Below are 16,434 nucleotides of genomic sequence, written 5' to 3'. Positions count from 1 at the left end.
CTAAATAAAATATTAAAATAATGAAAAGAATACTAACATCAAGCATTGCAACGCTTATTATCCTTTTAGGGTTTACAAGTTGTAATAACGGGAACAAATCCAACTCTAAATCTGGAGCCCTTGCAAATAATATTGCAGAGAAAGTTTATATAGCTCCTGGAGAGTATGACTCACATTACGCTTTTATATCTGGTGGATATAGTGGTAATTTAACCGTTTATGGTTTACCTTCTGGGAGAATGTTTAAAGAGATTCCTGTGTTTTCACAGTTTCCAACATCTGGTTATGGTTATTCTGAAGAGACTAAACCTATGTTAAATACTTCTCACGGATTTATTCCTTGGGGGGATTCTCACCATCCAGATATTTCGCAATCTAAAGGAGAAATTGATGGTCGTTGGGTTTTTATAAATGAAAATAATACACCGCGTATTGCAAGAATTAGCCTTACCACATTTGAAACAGAAGAAATTATTGAGGTTCCAAATAGTGCTGGCAACCACAGTTCTTCTTTTGTAACCGAAAACACAGAATATGTAGTTGCAGGAACACGTTTTTCTGTGCCAATCCCGCAACGAGATATGCCAATTAAAGATTACAAAGGAAACTTTCAAGGAGCCTTATCTTTTATTAGCGTAGCACCAGAAACAGGAAACATGGATATTAAATTTCAAGTTTTAATGCCAGGTTTTAACTACGATTTATCACATCCAGGACGTGGGAAATCTCACGGTTGGTTCTTCTTTACAACATATAATACAGAAGAAGCTAGTACGCTTTTAGAGGTGAATGCATCTCAAAACGATAAAGATTTTATTGCAGCTATAAACTGGAAAAAAATTGAAGAATATGTAAATAATGGTGGTGGAAAAATGATGCCAGCTAATTATACACATAATGTATATGATGAGCATACACATACAGCAAAATCTACTATGAATAAAGAGGTTCGTGTTGTAAACCCAATTGATGTTCCTGGAGCTGTTTATTTCATACCAACACCAAAATCACCACATGGTTGTGATGTTGACCCTTCTGGTGAATACATAGTTGGTAACGGAAAATTATCTGCTAATTTAACCGTGCATTCATTTACAAAAATGTTAGATGCTATTGAAAAAGAGAAATTTGCAGGTGAAGCTTACGGCATTCCTATTTTAAATTTCGAAGATGTTTTAGCTGGCGTTGTAGAGCAACCAGGATTAGGACCATTACACACAGAGTTTGATGGCCAAGGAAATGCATATACTACATTCTTTATTTCTTCTGAAGTTGTAAAATGGAAAATAGGAACTTGGGAAGTTATCGACAGAAAACCTACATATTACTCTGTTGGTCACTTAACAATTCCTGGAGGAAACTCAGGGAAACCTCAAGGTAAATACATGTTTGCAATGAACAAAATAACAAAAGATCGTTATTTACCAACGGGTCCAGAAATGGAGCATTCTGCCCAGTTGTATGATATTTCGGGAGAAAAAATGGAATTATTATTAGATTTTCCAACACATGGTGAGCCACATTACGCAGCAGCAATGGAAGCAAGTCTTATTAAAGAGCAATCTCAAAAAATCTATAAGTTAGCAGATAACAAACACCCATATGCTGCAAAATCTGATGCTGAAACTAAAGTAGTAAGAGACGGAAACGAAGTTCATATTTATATGACCACTATTAGGAGTCACTTCTCACCAGATAATATTGAAGGTGTAAAAGTAGGAGACAAAGTCTTTTTCCACGTTACTAATTTAGAGCAAGATTTTGATGTACCTCATGGATTTGCTGTACTTGGTCAAAACAATTCAGAATTATTGATAATGCCAGGACAAACAAAATCATCTGTTTGGGAACCTAAACAAGTTGGTGTATGGCCTTTCTATTGTACAGATTTCTGTTCTGCATTGCACCAAGAAATGCAAGGTTATATCAGAGTTTCTGCTGCAGATTCAGATGTGCCAATTAAATGGTCTCTAGGAGAAGATATTGAGTAAATTAATTTGAAGAATTAGAGAAATTTTGTTTTAGTGTTTATTTCTCTAATTAAGGCGAGAGTTGAGTTTTCGCTCTCGCCTTTCTTTTTTAAAACACTTTATTCTGTTAACACAGAAACCTCACTGAAAAGAATACTAAATATTACACATCATGAAAAAGGCTAGCATTATAATGATAATTGGTTCATTACTGTTATTAGGACTTTTTAAATTCCCGTTATGGAACATTATGCTTGGAGCACCTCAATATCCAGACCCTTTAGGTATGAATATTTATATCGATGGTATAAAAGGTGTATCTGAATTTGATTTACAAAATATTGACGGTTTAAATCACTACATAGGTATGAAAACCATACCAAAAGCAGAAGAAATGTGGGAATTCTCAGTATTTCCTAAAGTAATATTAGGTATGGCTTTATTAGGTGTAATTATTGGCTCATTGGGATATCTTAACAAAGTGAGTTATAAATATTTCTTAGGCTGGTTTGTTTTAATGTCTATTTTAGGCATCTTAGGCATGTACGATTTTAATAATTGGTTAGCGGATTATGGTGGCAATTTAGACCCACACGCTATTATAAAAGTAACAAATCCAGATGGTACACCAATGTCATACAAACCGCCATTAATTGGGTTTAAAAAACTATTAAATTTTGATGTTACTTCTTTACCAAATACAGGAGGTTACTTAATGTTTATAGGAATGTCTTTAACACTTGTTGCTTTTTGGCTAGGCCGAAAAATAAGTTTGAAGAAAACAACATCCTAATTTTACATTTTCAAAACACTAAAAAAATGAAAATACTAAAACACTATTCAGCTCTTATATTACTTCTAATTTTTTCAAGTTGTAATGTATCACCAAAATCCATAGAATATGGAAGTGATGGTTGTCACTTTTGTAAAATGACCATTGTAGATAAAGTACATGCAGCAGAGTTTGTAACAAAAAAAGGAAAAGTTTATAAATTTGATGCAACAGAATGTATGATTCATTATTTCGATGAATTTGATACGTCCGAAATAGAATTATACTTCACTAATTATTTTTCTAAACCAGAAGCTTTCACGGATGCAACAAAAGCAACGTTTTTAATCAGTAAAAACATGCCAAGCCCAATGGGAGCATTTTTAACAGCATTTGAAAATAAATCTGAAGCAGAAAAAGTACAAACAGAAAAAGGCGGAAAACTATACTCTTGGCCAGAATTACTAGCTCACCTAAAAGACTAGTAACATGAAAAGTATAACGGTTTTCTTTATAGCTATTTTCATAGCTAACATAAGTATTGCTCAAACTATTGAGGTTTGTAGCACTTGTCCTGTTTCAACTTTAAAAGAGGCTATAACACAATCAAAAGATTTTGATACCATAATAGTTGAAAAAGGTTCTTACAAAGAGCATGCAATTGTAGTAGACAAACCACTAACAATTATTGGTAAAAATTACCCAGTAATTGATGGTGAAAAAAAAGGTGAAATTATTACTATAACAGCAGATAATGTTACCGTTGATGGCTTGTTTATTATAAATGTTGGCACAAGTTACACTGAAGATTATGCTGCGATTAGAGTTAAAAACAGCAAAAATTTTGTCATTCAGAATTTAGTATTAGAAAAACTTTTCTTTGGTATTTATATCGAAAAATCTAGAAATGGAAAAGTGTATCATAACAAAATAATTGGAGATGCTGTGGAAGAATACAACTCTGGTAATGGCATTCAATTATGGTATAGTAAAAATGTAGAAATTGAACATAATTACGTAGAACATGTAAGAGATGGTATTTACTTAGAGTTCTCTGACGACTGCTTAATTAAAAATAATATTAGTACTCTAAATGTGCGTTACGGCTTACACTTTATGTTTTCTAATGATGATACATATCAAGATAATACGTTTGAAAACAATGGTGCTGGAGTAGCAGTTATGTTTTCTAAACGCATAAAAATGTATAACAATCTTTTTAAAGAAAATTGGGGAACAGCTTCCTACGGAATGCTATTAAAAGAGATTAATGATGCTGAAATTATAGGCAATATTTTTGAAGATAATACCATTGGAATTAACATAGAAGGCTCTAATCGTATTAATTATAGACACAATAGTTTTTCTAATAACGGATGGGCTATTAAGGTAAAAGGAGCGTGTTACGCAAATAATTTTACAGAAAACAACTTCTTATATAACTCTTTTGATATCGCGTACAATAGCAATGTAAACGATAATGTTTTTGATAAGAATTATTGGAGCAATTATACAGGATATGATCTCGATAAAAATGGTATAGGAGATGTGCCTTACAGACCAGTGAAATTGTTTTCATATATAGTAAACCGTACACCAGAAACTATCATTTTACTACGTAGTATGTTTATAGATATTATTGATTTTTCTGAAAAAGTATCCCCAGTTTTTACACCAGATAATTTATTAGACAAGAACCCACAAATTAAAAGAATAACATGGTAACGATTCAAAATTTACATAAAAAATTCGGAAGGAATCAAGTCTTAAGTGGTTTAAATTTAACAATTAATGAAGGCGGTATTTTTGCCATTCTTGGTCCAAATGGATCTGGAAAGACAACATTGATTAAAGCAGTTTTAGGAATGGTTATTCCTGATAAAGGAGAAATCACTGTATTAGGTGAAGAAATTAAGAAAAATTCAGATTACAGACATAAAATTGATTACTTGCCACAAATAGCCAATTTCCCAAGTAATTTGAAGGTAAAAGAATTAATTAAAATGATTAAGGATTTACGCAAACCTACAGACGAAGATCAACGTTTAATAGAATTACTTCGCTTAGAACCTTTTTTAGATAAAAAATTGGGAAACCTTTCTGGTGGAACAAAACAAAAAGTAAATCTGGTATTAACCTTTATGTTTAATAGTCCTTTAATTATTTTGGATGAACCAACAACTGGCTTAGATCCAATTTCTCTAATACGCTTGAAAGAACTAATAAAAGTAGCGAAAGCAAAAGGGAAAACAATACTAATTACTTCACATATTATGAGTTTTGTAGAAGAAATATCTGATGAAATTGTATTTATTTTAGAAGGTAAAATTTACTTTAAAGGCTCCATTCAAGAATTAAAAACCAAGACCAATCAGCAAGATTTTGAACATGCAATTGCGTCTATATTAACTAATAATCATGCTTAAAATATTAAGATATAGTTTTTTCGATTTGATGCGTAGTCGTTGGAGTTACGTCTATTTTGCGTTCTATTTATTACTAGGTGTTATTTTGCTATTTTTAAACAATGATTTATCTAAAGCAGTTATTACTTTAATGAATGTTATTATTGTTTTAGTACCTTTAATAGGTACCATTTTTGGTGTCATGTATTATTATAATTCACAAGAATTTACCGAATTACTTTTAGCACAACCAATTAAACGTGCTTCTATCTTTTTAGGACAATATTTAGGAGTAGCATTATCGCTATCTATGAGCTTAATTCTAGGTTTAGGAATCCCGTTTGTGTTTTATGGTTTGTTTGAAAGTAGTGCTGTTTGGGATTTTTCTCTTCTTCTAATTACAGGAGTATTTTTAACCTTGATTTTTACTGCATTAGCATTTAATATTGCTCTTTCTAACGAAAATAAAATCAAAGGCTTTGGCTATGCTATCTTACTTTGGCTATTTCTTGCTGTCATTTATGACGGATTATTTTTAATGACACTAATTCTATTTGAAGATTATCCATTAGATAAATTATCATTATTTGGGACGATGCTAAATCCTATAGATTTATCTAGAACTTTAATTTTATTAAAACTAGATATTTCGGCATTACTTGGGTATACAGGAGCTGTTTTTAAACAATTTTTTGGGACCAGTTTCGGGCTTATCGTGTCTTTCTTTATGTTAACTGTTTGGGTGATTTTACCAGTTGGTCGAATAATAAATAAATCGAAGAAAAAAGACTTTTAAAAAATGTACTTTATGAAAGCAAAACCAACAATGTTAATACTGTTTTTAGTTTTTATTTTTGGTTGTAAAACCGAAAATCAAAAAGGAGTAATAAAAGTAAATGAAACCGAAGCGGTTGCATTATTAGATACTTTACAGTTAAAGTTGAATCATGGTAAAAAATGGATTGTAAATTTAGAAACACAAGGTGGAGTTGTAAAAATGGATGCCATTATCCAAAAGTTTAAAGCAGAGAATAGTAAAGACTATAATGGCTTAGGTAAAAAATTATCTACACAAGTAGGATACATTATTAAAAACTGCAGTATGGTTGGTGAATCTCATGATCAATTGCATGTAGTTTTGGTTCCTATGCTAGATGTAATTTCAAATTTAAAAGAAGCTAAAAATATTACAGAAGGAGCTGTTTATTTGGAAAAACTAGAAGCATTAATTAATGATTTCTTTCTTTATTTTAAAATCTAATTCATTTCTTTTTTAGGATGTAATACCAAAGCCGCTTTGCTTATTTTTGAAAGGTTAATATTCGTTTTACTTTAGAAAATAAATGTTCTAAAAACTCTCATTTTTATCAAATAAAGATAAAAAAATCTATATAATGGTTTGTGATAGCCTGAGTTATTGAATCAATAAAAATCGTTTCAAAACGATAATTCACATTATTAATTTTTTTTTTAATTTTCAACAAGTGCATTGCATAATGTATATGTTTTTTTTGATTACTTATTGAAGTAAGGTTGTTTTTATTTAGGATAAATTTAACCTATTTGTATTCAAATTTTTTAAACCTTTAAAAAGGAAGTGCCAGATTTTATGCCTTGGGCTAATTCTTCCAAATTGGTAGTTTCTAACATGTACTTTAATTCATTCCTAATACTTTCAAACTTATCATGTACTGGACAAGGATGGTTTTCATCACAAGTTTTTAATCCTAATCCGCAACCACTATAAACAGAGTTGCCATCTATAGCTAGTACTATTTGCGAAAGTTTTATTGTAACAATTTTATCTTTATTAATCTCAAATCCACCATGAGCACCACGAATTGATTTAACAATGTTATGTTTTACTAATGCTTGTAAAATTTTTGCTGTAAAGGCTTTAGGCGAATTTATTTCTTCAGAAATTTCTTTAGGAGATACACGATTTCCTTCTTGCGAGTTTTTCGCAATAAAAATAGATGCTCTTATTCCATATTCACAAGCTTTCGAAAACATATCTTTTTTAAATGCTGATGCAAATTTAACACAATATTTTAATTAAGGATGTAAAACAAGTATAGGTTTATTTATTTTAGCAATAGTTATTTTAGTATTCTTTTTAGAAAAGAAGTTTTCTAAAAAGCCCTCGTTTTTAATAAATAAAGATAGGAAGTCTATATTGTTAGTTTGCATATAACTTGAGATAGCAGAATCCATAGGGACATCATTAACAATGTAATATTTACAATTATAACGGTATAAATTTGCGACATCTTTATCTTCAATATCCCTATTTTCATTGTTTGGATTTACCCGTAAAACATGCATTCGTAATTTGTTGTTTTCTATAAATTCTAATAAACTTGCAAACTGTTTTCCATCTATAGCATCGAAAGGGTCTAGAGGTAATAAGAGTTCCTTAATAGGAGTAAATGAATAGGCTTCTGGAATGATTAATGTTTTACAATTAATCTTTCGAGCTACTTGCACCGTATTGCTACCAAAGAGAACTTCTTTTGCACTTGTAGCTCCATTGGTTCCCATAACAACAAAATCTATTTGTTTGGACCTAATAGCTTGATTAATGGCATCTATAAAAACATCAAAATCAATAATAGTTTCAAATGCATAATTTTCATTATTAAATTTGTTTTTTAACTCTTCAACAAGTGCTTCTAATTTTTCTTTTGGCTCTTTAGTTAAGGATTCAAAAACACTTTCTTTTGAAGCGTACATTAAATCATCAGAAATATAACTGCCTATTTTGTAAACATGCATTAAGTGAAAAGTACATTTTTCATTTTTAAATAAATGTAACGCATAGTGTATTGCATTTTTTGCATTATTAGAAAAATCGGTGAGAAGTAATATGTTTTGCATAATTTTAATTGTTTGTTATACATCAAGTTATAAAATATGCTTTCAAAAAAATATGATTAAAATCAGTTCGCTACATAAATCGTTTGTAGTATTTGTTATAAATGAAGAAATCCTAGACCATTTTCTAAAAAATGCTCTAGGATTTACTAATTAAAGCTATTATTTAATAGCAAGAATATTAAAACTGTTCTATTAAATAGTTTATTAAATCTGTGGTAGTTACAATTCCAATTAACTTATCATTATCTACTATTGGTAATGCATGAAATTCTTTTTCTGCTAATATTTCTGCAACTTCTTTAATCGTTGTATTTGAAGTAATGCTTGTTAAATTCTTAGCCATTACTTGTTCTATACTAAACATATTATATACTACTGTATCCACATCACTTTCGTTTTCATCAATGGCATCAGCAAAACTAATTCGTAATAAATCGGTATAACTTAACATACCAATTATTTTATCTCCACTTACCACTGGAATATGACGAATATTATTTTTTTTGAATAATTTTTCAGCTACATCTAAATCGTCGGAATGATTAAGAGTAATTACATCTCTTGTCATAATTGTCGAAACTGGTATTCTTTTTCTCATAATGTTTTGGTTTTAAATTCTATATTAAAGATAGTTTAAAACCCAAAAAATAAATATGACAAAAGTCAGCTTAAAGGCTTTATTTTTAAATAAAGTTAAACAATTTCTTTAGCAAAATTCTCGCAAGTTTTTATAGTGTCTTTTACATCTAGAATTGTGGTTCTAGGATTAATTAAACACATGCGTAAAACGATTTGCTTTTGTAAAATGGTGGTAACCAATAGTGCTTCTCTAGAGCTTACTACTTTTTTAGAGATTTCTTGATTTATGGCATCGAGCCTTTTTTCTGAATAATTTTTTCCAATAGGATTATATCTAAAATTAATTACAGCAAGGGTAGCAGGAGATACGACTTCCCAATTAGGGCTTTTTCTTAAATGTGCTTCTACTTCTTCGGCTAAATCGATAGAATAAGAAACTGCTTTTTTAAAAGCGTTAAGCCCGAAAGTTTTCATCGACATATAAAATTTTAAAGCTCTAAAGCGACGCGTTAATTGAATTCCGTGGTCGTAAAAATTAATTTCGGAAGTATTCCCTTCAATATCTCTTAAATATTCTGGCTTCTCTGTAAAAGTTTGACTTAACCATTTATGATTTCTTACTAATAAACAGCCCATTTCATACGGTTGGTATAACCATTTATGCGGATCTATAGCTAACGAATCTGCTTTTTCAATTCCTTTTAATTCTTGGCTTCCTTTTTTAGATAAAATTGCAGCAGCACCATAAGCACCATCAATATGAAACCAAAGTTTTTCGACTTTACATATTTTAGCAATTTCGTTTAAAGGGTCTACGGTTCCTGTATTTGTTGTTCCAGCGGAAGCGATAATACAAAAGGGCTGCAAGCCTTCTAATCTATCTTTTGCAATCGCATTTTTAAGTTTATTAATAGCCATTTTAAACTCAATATCTGTAGGGATAATTCGAATTTGTTCTTTTTTAAATCCTAAAACACGAATTGCTTTAATATTAGAAGAATGTGCTTGATCGGAAAGATAAATAATAGCTTTTGCAAAATCGTCGCCACAACGTTGTCTTCTTGCTGTTACCAAAGCAGTTAGATTCGCCATGGAGCCACCACTTGTAAAAATCCCTCCACCTTTTTTTGTTGGAAATTTAAATAGTTTTAATAACCAGTTCATGGTTACAATTTCTAATTCTGCAGCAGCAGGAGAAGCTGCCCAACCGCCAGAGAAAATATTGAATCCAGTAGCTAAAGTATCTGCCATAACACTAACAAAATTACTTGGTCCTGGTACAAAAGAATAAGACTTTGGATGTGTTACAATATTACTGTTGGGTAATACTTTTTCGGTTACAAAGTCTAATACATCTTTATAGTTTGTTGCTTCTTGTGGCGCTTCGGTTTTAAACAGTAGATCCATTTCTTCTCTAGAAGCAGATGCAACAGGTTTCTTTGTGTTTTCGGTATCAAAATGTGCTACAATTGTATCAATTACTTGATAACCATATTGTTTCATTTCTTCTTTAGTTAATTGCAGTTTATGCGAATTGTTCATTAAGGGCTTTTTTTGTTTTTTTAATGAATAGGTGTACTATTTATAAAAAACCACTTATTTAGTGACATTCTATTGCACTAGACGCAATATCTACAATTGGAGCAGGAGAGAGGTAAGGAATACCTAGACCTAAACCACGAAGAATAAATAATAATCCTATAATGACTACAAAAATAGGAATCCCTTTTTGAATACGTTGCTTCATTTTGGTATTTAAAAATTTACCTAAATAAATAGCAGAAGTCATTAATGGAATAGTACCCAATCCAAACAATACCATGTATAAACTTCCTTGCCATGCATTTTGCATTGCTAAAGAAGCAAAAACGGCCATATAAACTAAACCACATGGTAAAAAACCATTAAGAAAACCTATAGTTAAAAAAGTGTCTGCAGTTTTCTTTTTTAACGCTTTGCCTAACGAAGATTTAACTTTAGATATTAATTTGTAAATAGGTTTTGAGAAATTGTATTTATTGAAAATTCTTGACGGAATTACAACAACAACTATCATAATAATCCCTAAAAAAATAGATAGCTGTTGTTGAATTCCAAAGATGTAAAGGCTTTTTCCTATCAAACCAAAAAACAAACCAATTATTGCGTAAGCTAATAGCCTGCCAAAATGATAGGTAAATATTTGTGTTACTTTTTTTAAAGAATTACTTCTGTCTACTGGTAACATAAAAGCAATAGGACCACACATACCAACGCAGTGAAAACTTCCTAATAGACCAAATATGAGTGCAGACCAAAGCATTTAATAGACAATTTCTTTTTTGTATAGATAGTTTTTTCCGTTATATTGCCAATCTACTATAATGTTCCAACGACCATCTAACAAACGTTTGTCAGGTATGAGCAAATTGTGGTTTGATAATGAAATAGGCGTTTCAAAATCAAATTGTTTATTAGATGGTCTATATAGGAACACTTTCCCGGATATGCTATTAATCGAAAGATCTTCAGGAAATATAATTTGTATGCCTTCTTCTGTTTTTTTCCAAGTAATATTGCTTGTTAAACTTTTAGCATTCGTTTCCTTATTAATATCGTTTTGAAACTCTAATTCTTGTTTATAGTAATTTTCGGTTACCAGATCATGATCGTATGTACTGTCTGTCATCATGGTAATAATAAAGTACATGATAAAGCTTATAAATCCTATAAACGCTATAATTATTCCTGTTCCCCAATTAAATTTCATAGTAGTATTACCTGTCAAAACAGGAGTTTTTTAATTAAACATATTTTAGTTCATTTGTTTTTGGGCATTACCTTTCGTTGTACTTCAGGTCAGGCTTTCACAACTCGCTCTTTTCAAGGAGCTCAAACAAATTGCTCAATCCTTAATGCGCTTTAGCATACAAACATTTTTTTTTAATTATAACTTCTTGGTCCTAAAAAGTTCACACTTGTATTTTCAATCAATTTGTCTCCACTATACACGTCAATCATGAGTTTGTTTTTGTCTCCTTTTAGTTGACTTTTATCTATTTCAATAAACAGTGTGCCTTCTGCTAATCCTTGTGCGGGAACTATAAAATTGTCTGATGTGGATACCAGTTTTATTGTTCCTTTATACTTTCTAAGTTTAAAGTTTACGTTCTCTATTTCTTGAGTTGTTTTATTAACTAATTTATAAGTAAAAACGTTGCTAATAACGGTTTCTCCTTTGTGCTCATACAGCTGTCCTGGAAGTCTTAATATTCTAGCTTCAACATCGTTTCTTAATAATAACATACCACTAAGTACACCCATAAGAATAATTAATACAGCAATATATCCTTTCATTCTAGCAGAAAGTTTGAACTTTTCACCTTTTTCTATTTCATCTTCACTAGCATATCTAATTAAGCCTTTAGGAAGGTTAATACTTTCCATTATATGATCGCATTCATCGATACAAGCTGTACAGTTTACACATTCTAATTGTGTACCATTTCGAATATCTATTCCTGTAGGACATACATGTACACATTGTAAACAATCAATACAATCTCCATGACCAAGTTCTTGTCGATCTTCGTTTTTTCTGAATTTTTTACGTCCATTTTCTCCTTCACCTCTTACATGATCGTAAGCAACTATAATCGATTTATTATCTAAAAGTACACCTTGTAATCTTCCGTAAGGACACGCAATAATACAAACCTGTTCTCTAAACCAAGCAAATACAAAATAGAAAACTGCAGTAAATATTAATAGAGGGAAAAGGGTTCCTAAATGATTAGAAGGGCCATCTGTTATATACTGTAATAGTTTATCACTACCTATTAAATAAGCTAAAAAAACATTCGCAATAATAAATGAAATGACTAAAAATATAAACCATTTTAACAGGCGTTTTTTTATTTTTTCTGCATCCCATTTTTGATTGTCTAGTTTGCGTTGTTTATTTCTGTCTCCATCAATCCAGTATTCAACTCTACGAAAAACCATTTCTAAAAAAATGGTTTGCGGACAAATCCATCCGCAAAAAATACGTCCGAATCCCACGGTAAATAGTGCTATAAAAATAACCCCTATAATCATCGAGATTACAAATAGATGAAAATCTTGTGGCCAAAAAGGAAATCCAAAAATATTAAAACGACGTTCTAAAATATTAAACATTAAGAACTGGTTCCCATTAATTTTAATGAATGGTGCAGCAATAAGAAAAGCTAATAAGATATAACTTACTATTTTACGCTTTTCATAAAATTTCCCGCTTGGTTTTTTTGGGTATACCCAAGCGCGTTTGCCTTCTTCATTTATCGTTCCAATACTGTCTCTAAATGTTTCGTTTTCTGGAGTTTCCAAAATGTTTGTTCTTTAGGTTCTTATTCTTGAGTTTCTTCCCAAATGTCACCTTCTGCTGCTTTTGGTTCTGCAGGAGTTGTACCTTGAAATTGTAATACGTAACTAGCTACTTGATTAATTTCTGATGGTTTTAAACTTTGTTTCCAAGCTATCATTCCTTTACCATCTCGACCACCTTCTGTAATTGTTTTAAAAACATTTTTAATTCCACCACCTAAAATCCAGTGCTTATCTGTTAGGTTAGGACCAATTCCACCACCACCATCTGCTTTATGACAAGCAACACAGTTGGTTTCAAAAATTTTCTTTCCATTTCCTAAATCAGCAGCATCGGTTAAGATTTCTACCGTATTAAAATCAACTAAGTCTTTGGCTGTTTTTTTGTACTCTTCAATATCTATTTTAGCTTGTGCATATTCCATTTCTAATTCTTGATATTGATTTTCACCATTAAAGACATGGAATTTAAGTAAATAAACAACGCCGAAAACTATAGAAATATAGAAACTATATACCCACCATGGTGGTAAGTTATTATCTAGTTCTTTAATACCATCATAATTATGGTCTAAAATTATTTCGTGTTCTTCTTGTATTGGTTTTGCTCCTAGTAACTTGGTGTAAGTTTCTTGCAACCATTTAATAGATTTAGGTGTTTTAACTTCTTTAGAAGCGGCATACCTTGCTTTTCCTTCTTCATCTAAACTTTGATAAAGTATATTATCCATAGAACCTACAATAGCTTCTGTAGCAATAAGTATAACTAATACTAATAATAAGAATAGCATAATTATAGGTTGTTCAATAAATGCAGGTTTACTACCAGAGTCTACAAAATACTCTACTAGACCGAATATGATAAAGAATATAACAGGTACTCTTACCCAAGATGGTATAAAATTTTTCATTTTTCTGTTTGGTTTTGGTTTTCGTTTTCTAATGGAATGTTACTTACTGTTTGTATATATTCTTTTTTTGCTGTGTAAACCCATAAAAAAAGAACTACAAAAAAGCCAAAGAAAATTAATAAGGATATAATTGGATATACTTCAATTCCAGAAATACTATCCATATAATTTTTTACAAATTTTAGCATAATTCTAGTTTTAATTGGTTTCTAAATCTTTTACTTTTATATCTGTACCTAAACGTTGTAAGTAAGCAATAAGTGCTACTATTTCACGATTGCGCATTTCAATAAATTCTGGACCTCCAGCAGTTTTATCTGCTTCATAGGTTTCTGCAAAATCTGGATCTGCATATAGGTTTTTTTCAATTTTGGTACCTTGATCTAGCATTGCTTGTTGTGCATTTGCTATTTCTTCATCTGTGTAAGGAACCCCTAATTTAACCATGACTTCCATTTTAGCTTCGGTCATCGATTTGTCTAATTCATTTTTAACAATCCATTTATAAGATGGCATGATAGAACCAGAAGAAGTACTTTGTGGGTCATACATATGATTTAAATGCCAGTTATCTGAGTATTTTCCACCAATACGATGTAAATCAGGTCCAGTTCGTTTACTTCCCCAAAGGAATGGATGATCGTAAACAAATTCTCCAGCTTTAGAGTATTCACCATAACGTTCTACCTCACTTCTAAAAGGTCTTACCATTTGTGAGTGACAACCAACACAACCTTCACGAATGTATATATCTCGACCTTCTAATTCTAGAGGAGTATATGGTTTTACACTAGCAATAGTTGGTATATTTGATTTAACCATTATGGTAGGAACTATTTGTACAATACCACCAATTAAAATAGCAATTGTTGCTCCAATAGTTAATTTAATTGGTTTACGTTCTAACCAAGTGTGCCATCCTTCTCCAGAAGTACGTTTTTTAGACACATGTTGTAATGCAGGAGCTTCTGCTAATTCATCTTCTACTTTACTACCGCTTTTTATGGTAACAACTACATTATAAACAAGAATTAACATTCCTGTTATATATAGCGTTCCTCCAATAGCACGCATCCAGTACATAGGCATAATTTCGGTAACTGTTTCTAAGAAGTTACCATAAACTAAAGTTCCATCAGGATTAAATTGTTTCCACATACTAGCTTGCGTAAACCCAGCAACATACATTGGTAAAGTGTACATTATAATACCTAATGTACCAACCCAGAAATGTAGATTAGCTAAGCCTGTAGAGAATAACTTTGTTTTAAATAATTTAGGAACTAGGTAATAAATCATACCAAAGGTTAAGAAACCATTCCATGCTAAAGCACCAACGTGAACGTGTGCAATAATCCAATCGGTAAAGTGACCAATAGCATTTACATTCTTAAGAGAAAGCATTGGACCTTCAAAAGTAGCCATACCATAACCAGTAATTGCTACAACCATAAATTTTAAAACAGGATCTGTTCTTACTTTATCCCAAGCGCCACGAAGTGTTAATAGTCCGTTTATCATTCCTCCCCAAGAAGGCATTAATAACATAATTGAAAATGCAGTACCTAGACTTTGCGCCCATTCTGGTAAAGCGGTATATAATAAATGGTGTGGTCCAGCCCAAATATATATAAATATTAAGGACCAAAAGTGAACAATTGATAATCTATAAGAGTATACAGGTCTATTTGCAGCTTTAGGTACAAAATAGTACATCAATCCTAAAAATGGTGTCGTTAAAAAGAAAGCAACTGCATTATGTCCATACCACCATTGTACTAAAGCATCTTGAACGCCTGCGTATACAGAATAACTTTTCATTGCACTTACTGGTAGTTCTAAACTATTAAATATATGAAGTACAGCAACTGTAACAAAAGTTGCTATATAAAACCAAATAGCTACATACAAATGACGTTGTCTTCGTTTAAGCATAGTACCAATAAGGTTAATACCAAAAGCGACCCAAATAACAGCAATGGCAATATCAAACGGCCATTCTAATTCGGCATACTCTTTTGTTGATGTATAACCTAAAGGTAATGTAATAGCAGCACCTACTATAATAAGTTGCCAACCCCAAAAGTTTATTTTGCTTAATAAGTCACTATACATTCTTGCTTTAAGTAACCGTTGTGTTGAGTAATAAACACCAGCAAAAATAGCATTACCAACAAAGGCAAAGATTACCGCATTGGTGTGTAATGGTCTTAAACGGCCAAAGCTTAACCAGGATATTCCGTCGGTTAAGTTTGGGAATAAAAACATGAACGCAAGCAGTAAACCTACTGACATACCTACTACTCCCCAGAGTATGGTTGCGTAAAGGAAATTTTTAACGATTTTGTTATCGTAATAAAATTGTTGTACTTCCATAATAATTAATTCGTCTTTTTAGTTTTTATAGTTGATTTAGTTTGATCTTTTACCAGTTCGTCTTCAAAAAGCATTCTAACAGATGGTGTATAGTTATCATCAAATTGTCCTTTTTTTAATGCATATATAAAAGCTGCAAAAAAAACAATTGCAACTAAAATACTGATAGTTAATAATATATATATAACACTCATACCTAT

General features: G+C 31.1%; 18 protein-coding genes. 7 read left to right on the top strand and 11 right to left on the bottom strand.

Going from position 1 to position 16,434, the window contains the following annotated elements; genetic code table 11:
• Positions 1-20: 20 nt before the first annotated feature.
• The 7 genes from nosZ (at position 21) to Q4512_RS09130 (ending at position 6,408) form a co-directional block, all read left to right on the top strand.
• Complete coding sequence (nosZ, locus tag Q4512_RS09160; RefSeq protein ID WP_303423979.1) at positions 21-1,991, top strand: Sec-dependent nitrous-oxide reductase; 1,971 nt, start codon at positions 21-23, stop codon at positions 1,989-1,991.
• 151 nt (positions 1,992-2,142) lie between these two features.
• A complete protein-coding gene (locus Q4512_RS09155; RefSeq protein ID WP_303423978.1) occupies positions 2,143-2,763 on the top strand; it encodes a hypothetical protein in 621 nt (206 codons plus the stop codon).
• A 26-nt stretch (positions 2,764-2,789) separates the two neighbouring features.
• Positions 2,790-3,227 (top strand): nitrous oxide reductase accessory protein NosL, encoded by a 438-nt coding sequence (locus Q4512_RS09150; RefSeq protein ID WP_303423977.1) that lies wholly within the window; start codon positions 2,790-2,792, stop codon positions 3,225-3,227.
• 4 nt (positions 3,228-3,231) lie between these two features.
• On the top strand, positions 3,232-4,467 hold the full coding sequence (locus tag Q4512_RS09145) for a nitrous oxide reductase family maturation protein NosD (protein ID WP_303423976.1): 1,236 nt from the start codon (positions 3,232-3,234) through the stop codon (positions 4,465-4,467).
• On the top strand, positions 4,461-5,168 hold the full coding sequence (locus Q4512_RS09140) for an ABC transporter ATP-binding protein (protein ID WP_303423975.1): 708 nt from the start codon (positions 4,461-4,463) through the stop codon (positions 5,166-5,168). Before Q4512_RS09145 ends, Q4512_RS09140 begins: the two co-directional genes overlap by 7 nt.
• Entirely contained in the window at positions 5,161-5,943 is a 783-nt protein-coding gene (locus tag Q4512_RS09135; RefSeq protein WP_303423974.1) for an ABC transporter permease, read from the top strand. The genes Q4512_RS09140 and Q4512_RS09135 overlap by 8 nt, the downstream gene beginning before the upstream one ends.
• A gap of 12 nt (positions 5,944-5,955) precedes the next feature.
• Positions 5,956-6,408, top strand: a complete 453-nt coding sequence (locus Q4512_RS09130) for a hypothetical protein (RefSeq protein WP_303423973.1) — start codon at positions 5,956-5,958, stop codon at positions 6,406-6,408.
• Positions 6,409-6,725: 317 nt separating this feature from the next.
• Here the strand turns inward: Q4512_RS09130 and Q4512_RS09125 are convergent, their stop codons facing one another.
• The 11 genes from Q4512_RS09125 to ccoS form a co-directional block, all read right to left on the bottom strand.
• On the bottom strand, positions 6,726-7,160 hold the full coding sequence (locus tag Q4512_RS09125) for an Rrf2 family transcriptional regulator (RefSeq protein ID WP_303423972.1): 435 nt from the start codon (positions 7,158-7,160) through the stop codon (positions 6,726-6,728).
• A 42-nt stretch (positions 7,161-7,202) separates the two neighbouring features.
• Positions 7,203-8,024, bottom strand: coding sequence for a universal stress protein (locus Q4512_RS09120; RefSeq protein WP_303423971.1), 822 nt, complete (start codon positions 8,022-8,024; stop codon positions 7,203-7,205).
• Positions 8,025-8,202: 178 nt separating this feature from the next.
• Positions 8,203-8,622, bottom strand: a complete 420-nt coding sequence (locus tag Q4512_RS09115) for a CBS domain-containing protein (protein ID WP_303423970.1) — start codon at positions 8,620-8,622, stop codon at positions 8,203-8,205.
• Between the two features lie 95 nt (positions 8,623-8,717).
• Positions 8,718-10,145, bottom strand: coding sequence for an aspartate aminotransferase family protein (locus Q4512_RS09110; protein ID WP_303423969.1), 1,428 nt, complete (start codon positions 10,143-10,145; stop codon positions 8,718-8,720).
• Positions 10,146-10,203: 58 nt separating this feature from the next.
• A complete protein-coding gene (locus Q4512_RS09105; protein WP_303423968.1) occupies positions 10,204-10,905 on the bottom strand; it encodes a sulfite exporter TauE/SafE family protein in 702 nt (233 codons plus the stop codon).
• Entirely contained in the window at positions 10,906-11,352 is a 447-nt protein-coding gene (locus Q4512_RS09100; protein ID WP_303424036.1) for a FixH family protein, read from the bottom strand.
• A gap of 173 nt (positions 11,353-11,525) precedes the next feature.
• Entirely contained in the window at positions 11,526-12,950 is a 1,425-nt protein-coding gene (ccoG, locus tag Q4512_RS09095; protein WP_303423967.1) for a cytochrome c oxidase accessory protein CcoG, read from the bottom strand.
• A 20-nt stretch (positions 12,951-12,970) separates the two neighbouring features.
• Positions 12,971-13,858: a cbb3-type cytochrome c oxidase N-terminal domain-containing protein gene (locus Q4512_RS09090; RefSeq protein ID WP_303423966.1), complete on the bottom strand. Its 888-nt coding sequence runs from the start codon at positions 13,856-13,858 to the stop codon at positions 12,971-12,973.
• A complete protein-coding gene (locus Q4512_RS09085) occupies positions 13,855-14,046 on the bottom strand; it encodes a CcoQ/FixQ family Cbb3-type cytochrome c oxidase assembly chaperone (protein ID WP_303423965.1) in 192 nt (63 codons plus the stop codon). The genes Q4512_RS09090 and Q4512_RS09085 overlap by 4 nt, the downstream gene beginning before the upstream one ends.
• Positions 14,047-14,056: 10 nt before the next feature.
• Positions 14,057-16,234, bottom strand: coding sequence for a cytochrome-c oxidase, cbb3-type subunit I (gene ccoN, locus Q4512_RS09080; protein WP_303423964.1), 2,178 nt, complete (start codon positions 16,232-16,234; stop codon positions 14,057-14,059).
• 5 nt (positions 16,235-16,239) lie between these two features.
• Complete coding sequence (gene ccoS / locus Q4512_RS09075; RefSeq protein WP_303423963.1) at positions 16,240-16,428, bottom strand: cbb3-type cytochrome oxidase assembly protein CcoS; 189 nt, start codon at positions 16,426-16,428, stop codon at positions 16,240-16,242.
• Positions 16,429-16,434 lie beyond the last annotated feature (6 nt).

This window comes from Oceanihabitans sp. 2_MG-2023, assembly GCF_030547245.1.
Classification (GTDB): Bacteria; Bacteroidota; Bacteroidia; order Flavobacteriales; family Flavobacteriaceae; genus Oceanihabitans.
This window is presented reverse-complemented; position numbering and strand designations above follow the sequence as displayed.

What these genes read in the sequence shown, in the direction of transcription:
- nosZ (WP_303423979.1), top strand. Translation starts at nt 21, where the DNA reads ATGAAAAGAATACTAACATCAAGCATTGCAACGCTTATTATCCTTTTA.
- Q4512_RS09155 (WP_303423978.1), top strand. Translation starts at nt 2,143, where the DNA reads ATGAAAAAGGCTAGCATTATAATGATAATTGGTTCATTACTGTTATTA.
- Q4512_RS09150 (WP_303423977.1), top strand. Translation starts at nt 2,790, where the DNA reads ATGAAAATACTAAAACACTATTCAGCTCTTATATTACTTCTAATTTTT.
- Q4512_RS09145 (WP_303423976.1), top strand. Translation starts at nt 3,232, where the DNA reads ATGAAAAGTATAACGGTTTTCTTTATAGCTATTTTCATAGCTAACATA.
- Q4512_RS09140 (WP_303423975.1), top strand. Translation starts at nt 4,461, where the DNA reads ATGGTAACGATTCAAAATTTACATAAAAAATTCGGAAGGAATCAAGTC.
- Q4512_RS09135 (WP_303423974.1), top strand. Translation starts at nt 5,161, where the DNA reads ATGCTTAAAATATTAAGATATAGTTTTTTCGATTTGATGCGTAGTCGT.
- Q4512_RS09130 (WP_303423973.1), top strand. Translation starts at nt 5,956, where the DNA reads ATGAAAGCAAAACCAACAATGTTAATACTGTTTTTAGTTTTTATTTTT.
- Q4512_RS09125 (WP_303423972.1), bottom strand. Translation starts at nt 7,160, where the DNA reads ATGTTTTCGAAAGCTTGTGAATATGGAATAAGAGCATCTATTTTTATT.
- Q4512_RS09120 (WP_303423971.1), bottom strand. Translation starts at nt 8,024, where the DNA reads ATGCAAAACATATTACTTCTCACCGATTTTTCTAATAATGCAAAAAAT.
- Q4512_RS09115 (WP_303423970.1), bottom strand. Translation starts at nt 8,622, where the DNA reads ATGAGAAAAAGAATACCAGTTTCGACAATTATGACAAGAGATGTAATT.
- Q4512_RS09110 (WP_303423969.1), bottom strand. Translation starts at nt 10,145, where the DNA reads ATGAACAATTCGCATAAACTGCAATTAACTAAAGAAGAAATGAAACAA.
- Q4512_RS09105 (WP_303423968.1), bottom strand. Translation starts at nt 10,905, where the DNA reads ATGCTTTGGTCTGCACTCATATTTGGTCTATTAGGAAGTTTTCACTGC.
- Q4512_RS09100 (WP_303424036.1), bottom strand. Translation starts at nt 11,352, where the DNA reads ATGAAATTTAATTGGGGAACAGGAATAATTATAGCGTTTATAGGATTT.
- Q4512_RS09090 (WP_303423966.1), bottom strand. Translation starts at nt 13,858, where the DNA reads ATGAAAAATTTTATACCATCTTGGGTAAGAGTACCTGTTATATTCTTT.
- Q4512_RS09085 (WP_303423965.1), bottom strand. Translation starts at nt 14,046, where the DNA reads ATGCTAAAATTTGTAAAAAATTATATGGATAGTATTTCTGGAATTGAA.
- ccoN (WP_303423964.1), bottom strand. Translation starts at nt 16,234, where the DNA reads ATGGAAGTACAACAATTTTATTACGATAACAAAATCGTTAAAAATTTC.
- ccoS (WP_303423963.1), bottom strand. Translation starts at nt 16,428, where the DNA reads ATGAGTGTTATATATATATTATTAACTATCAGTATTTTAGTTGCAATT.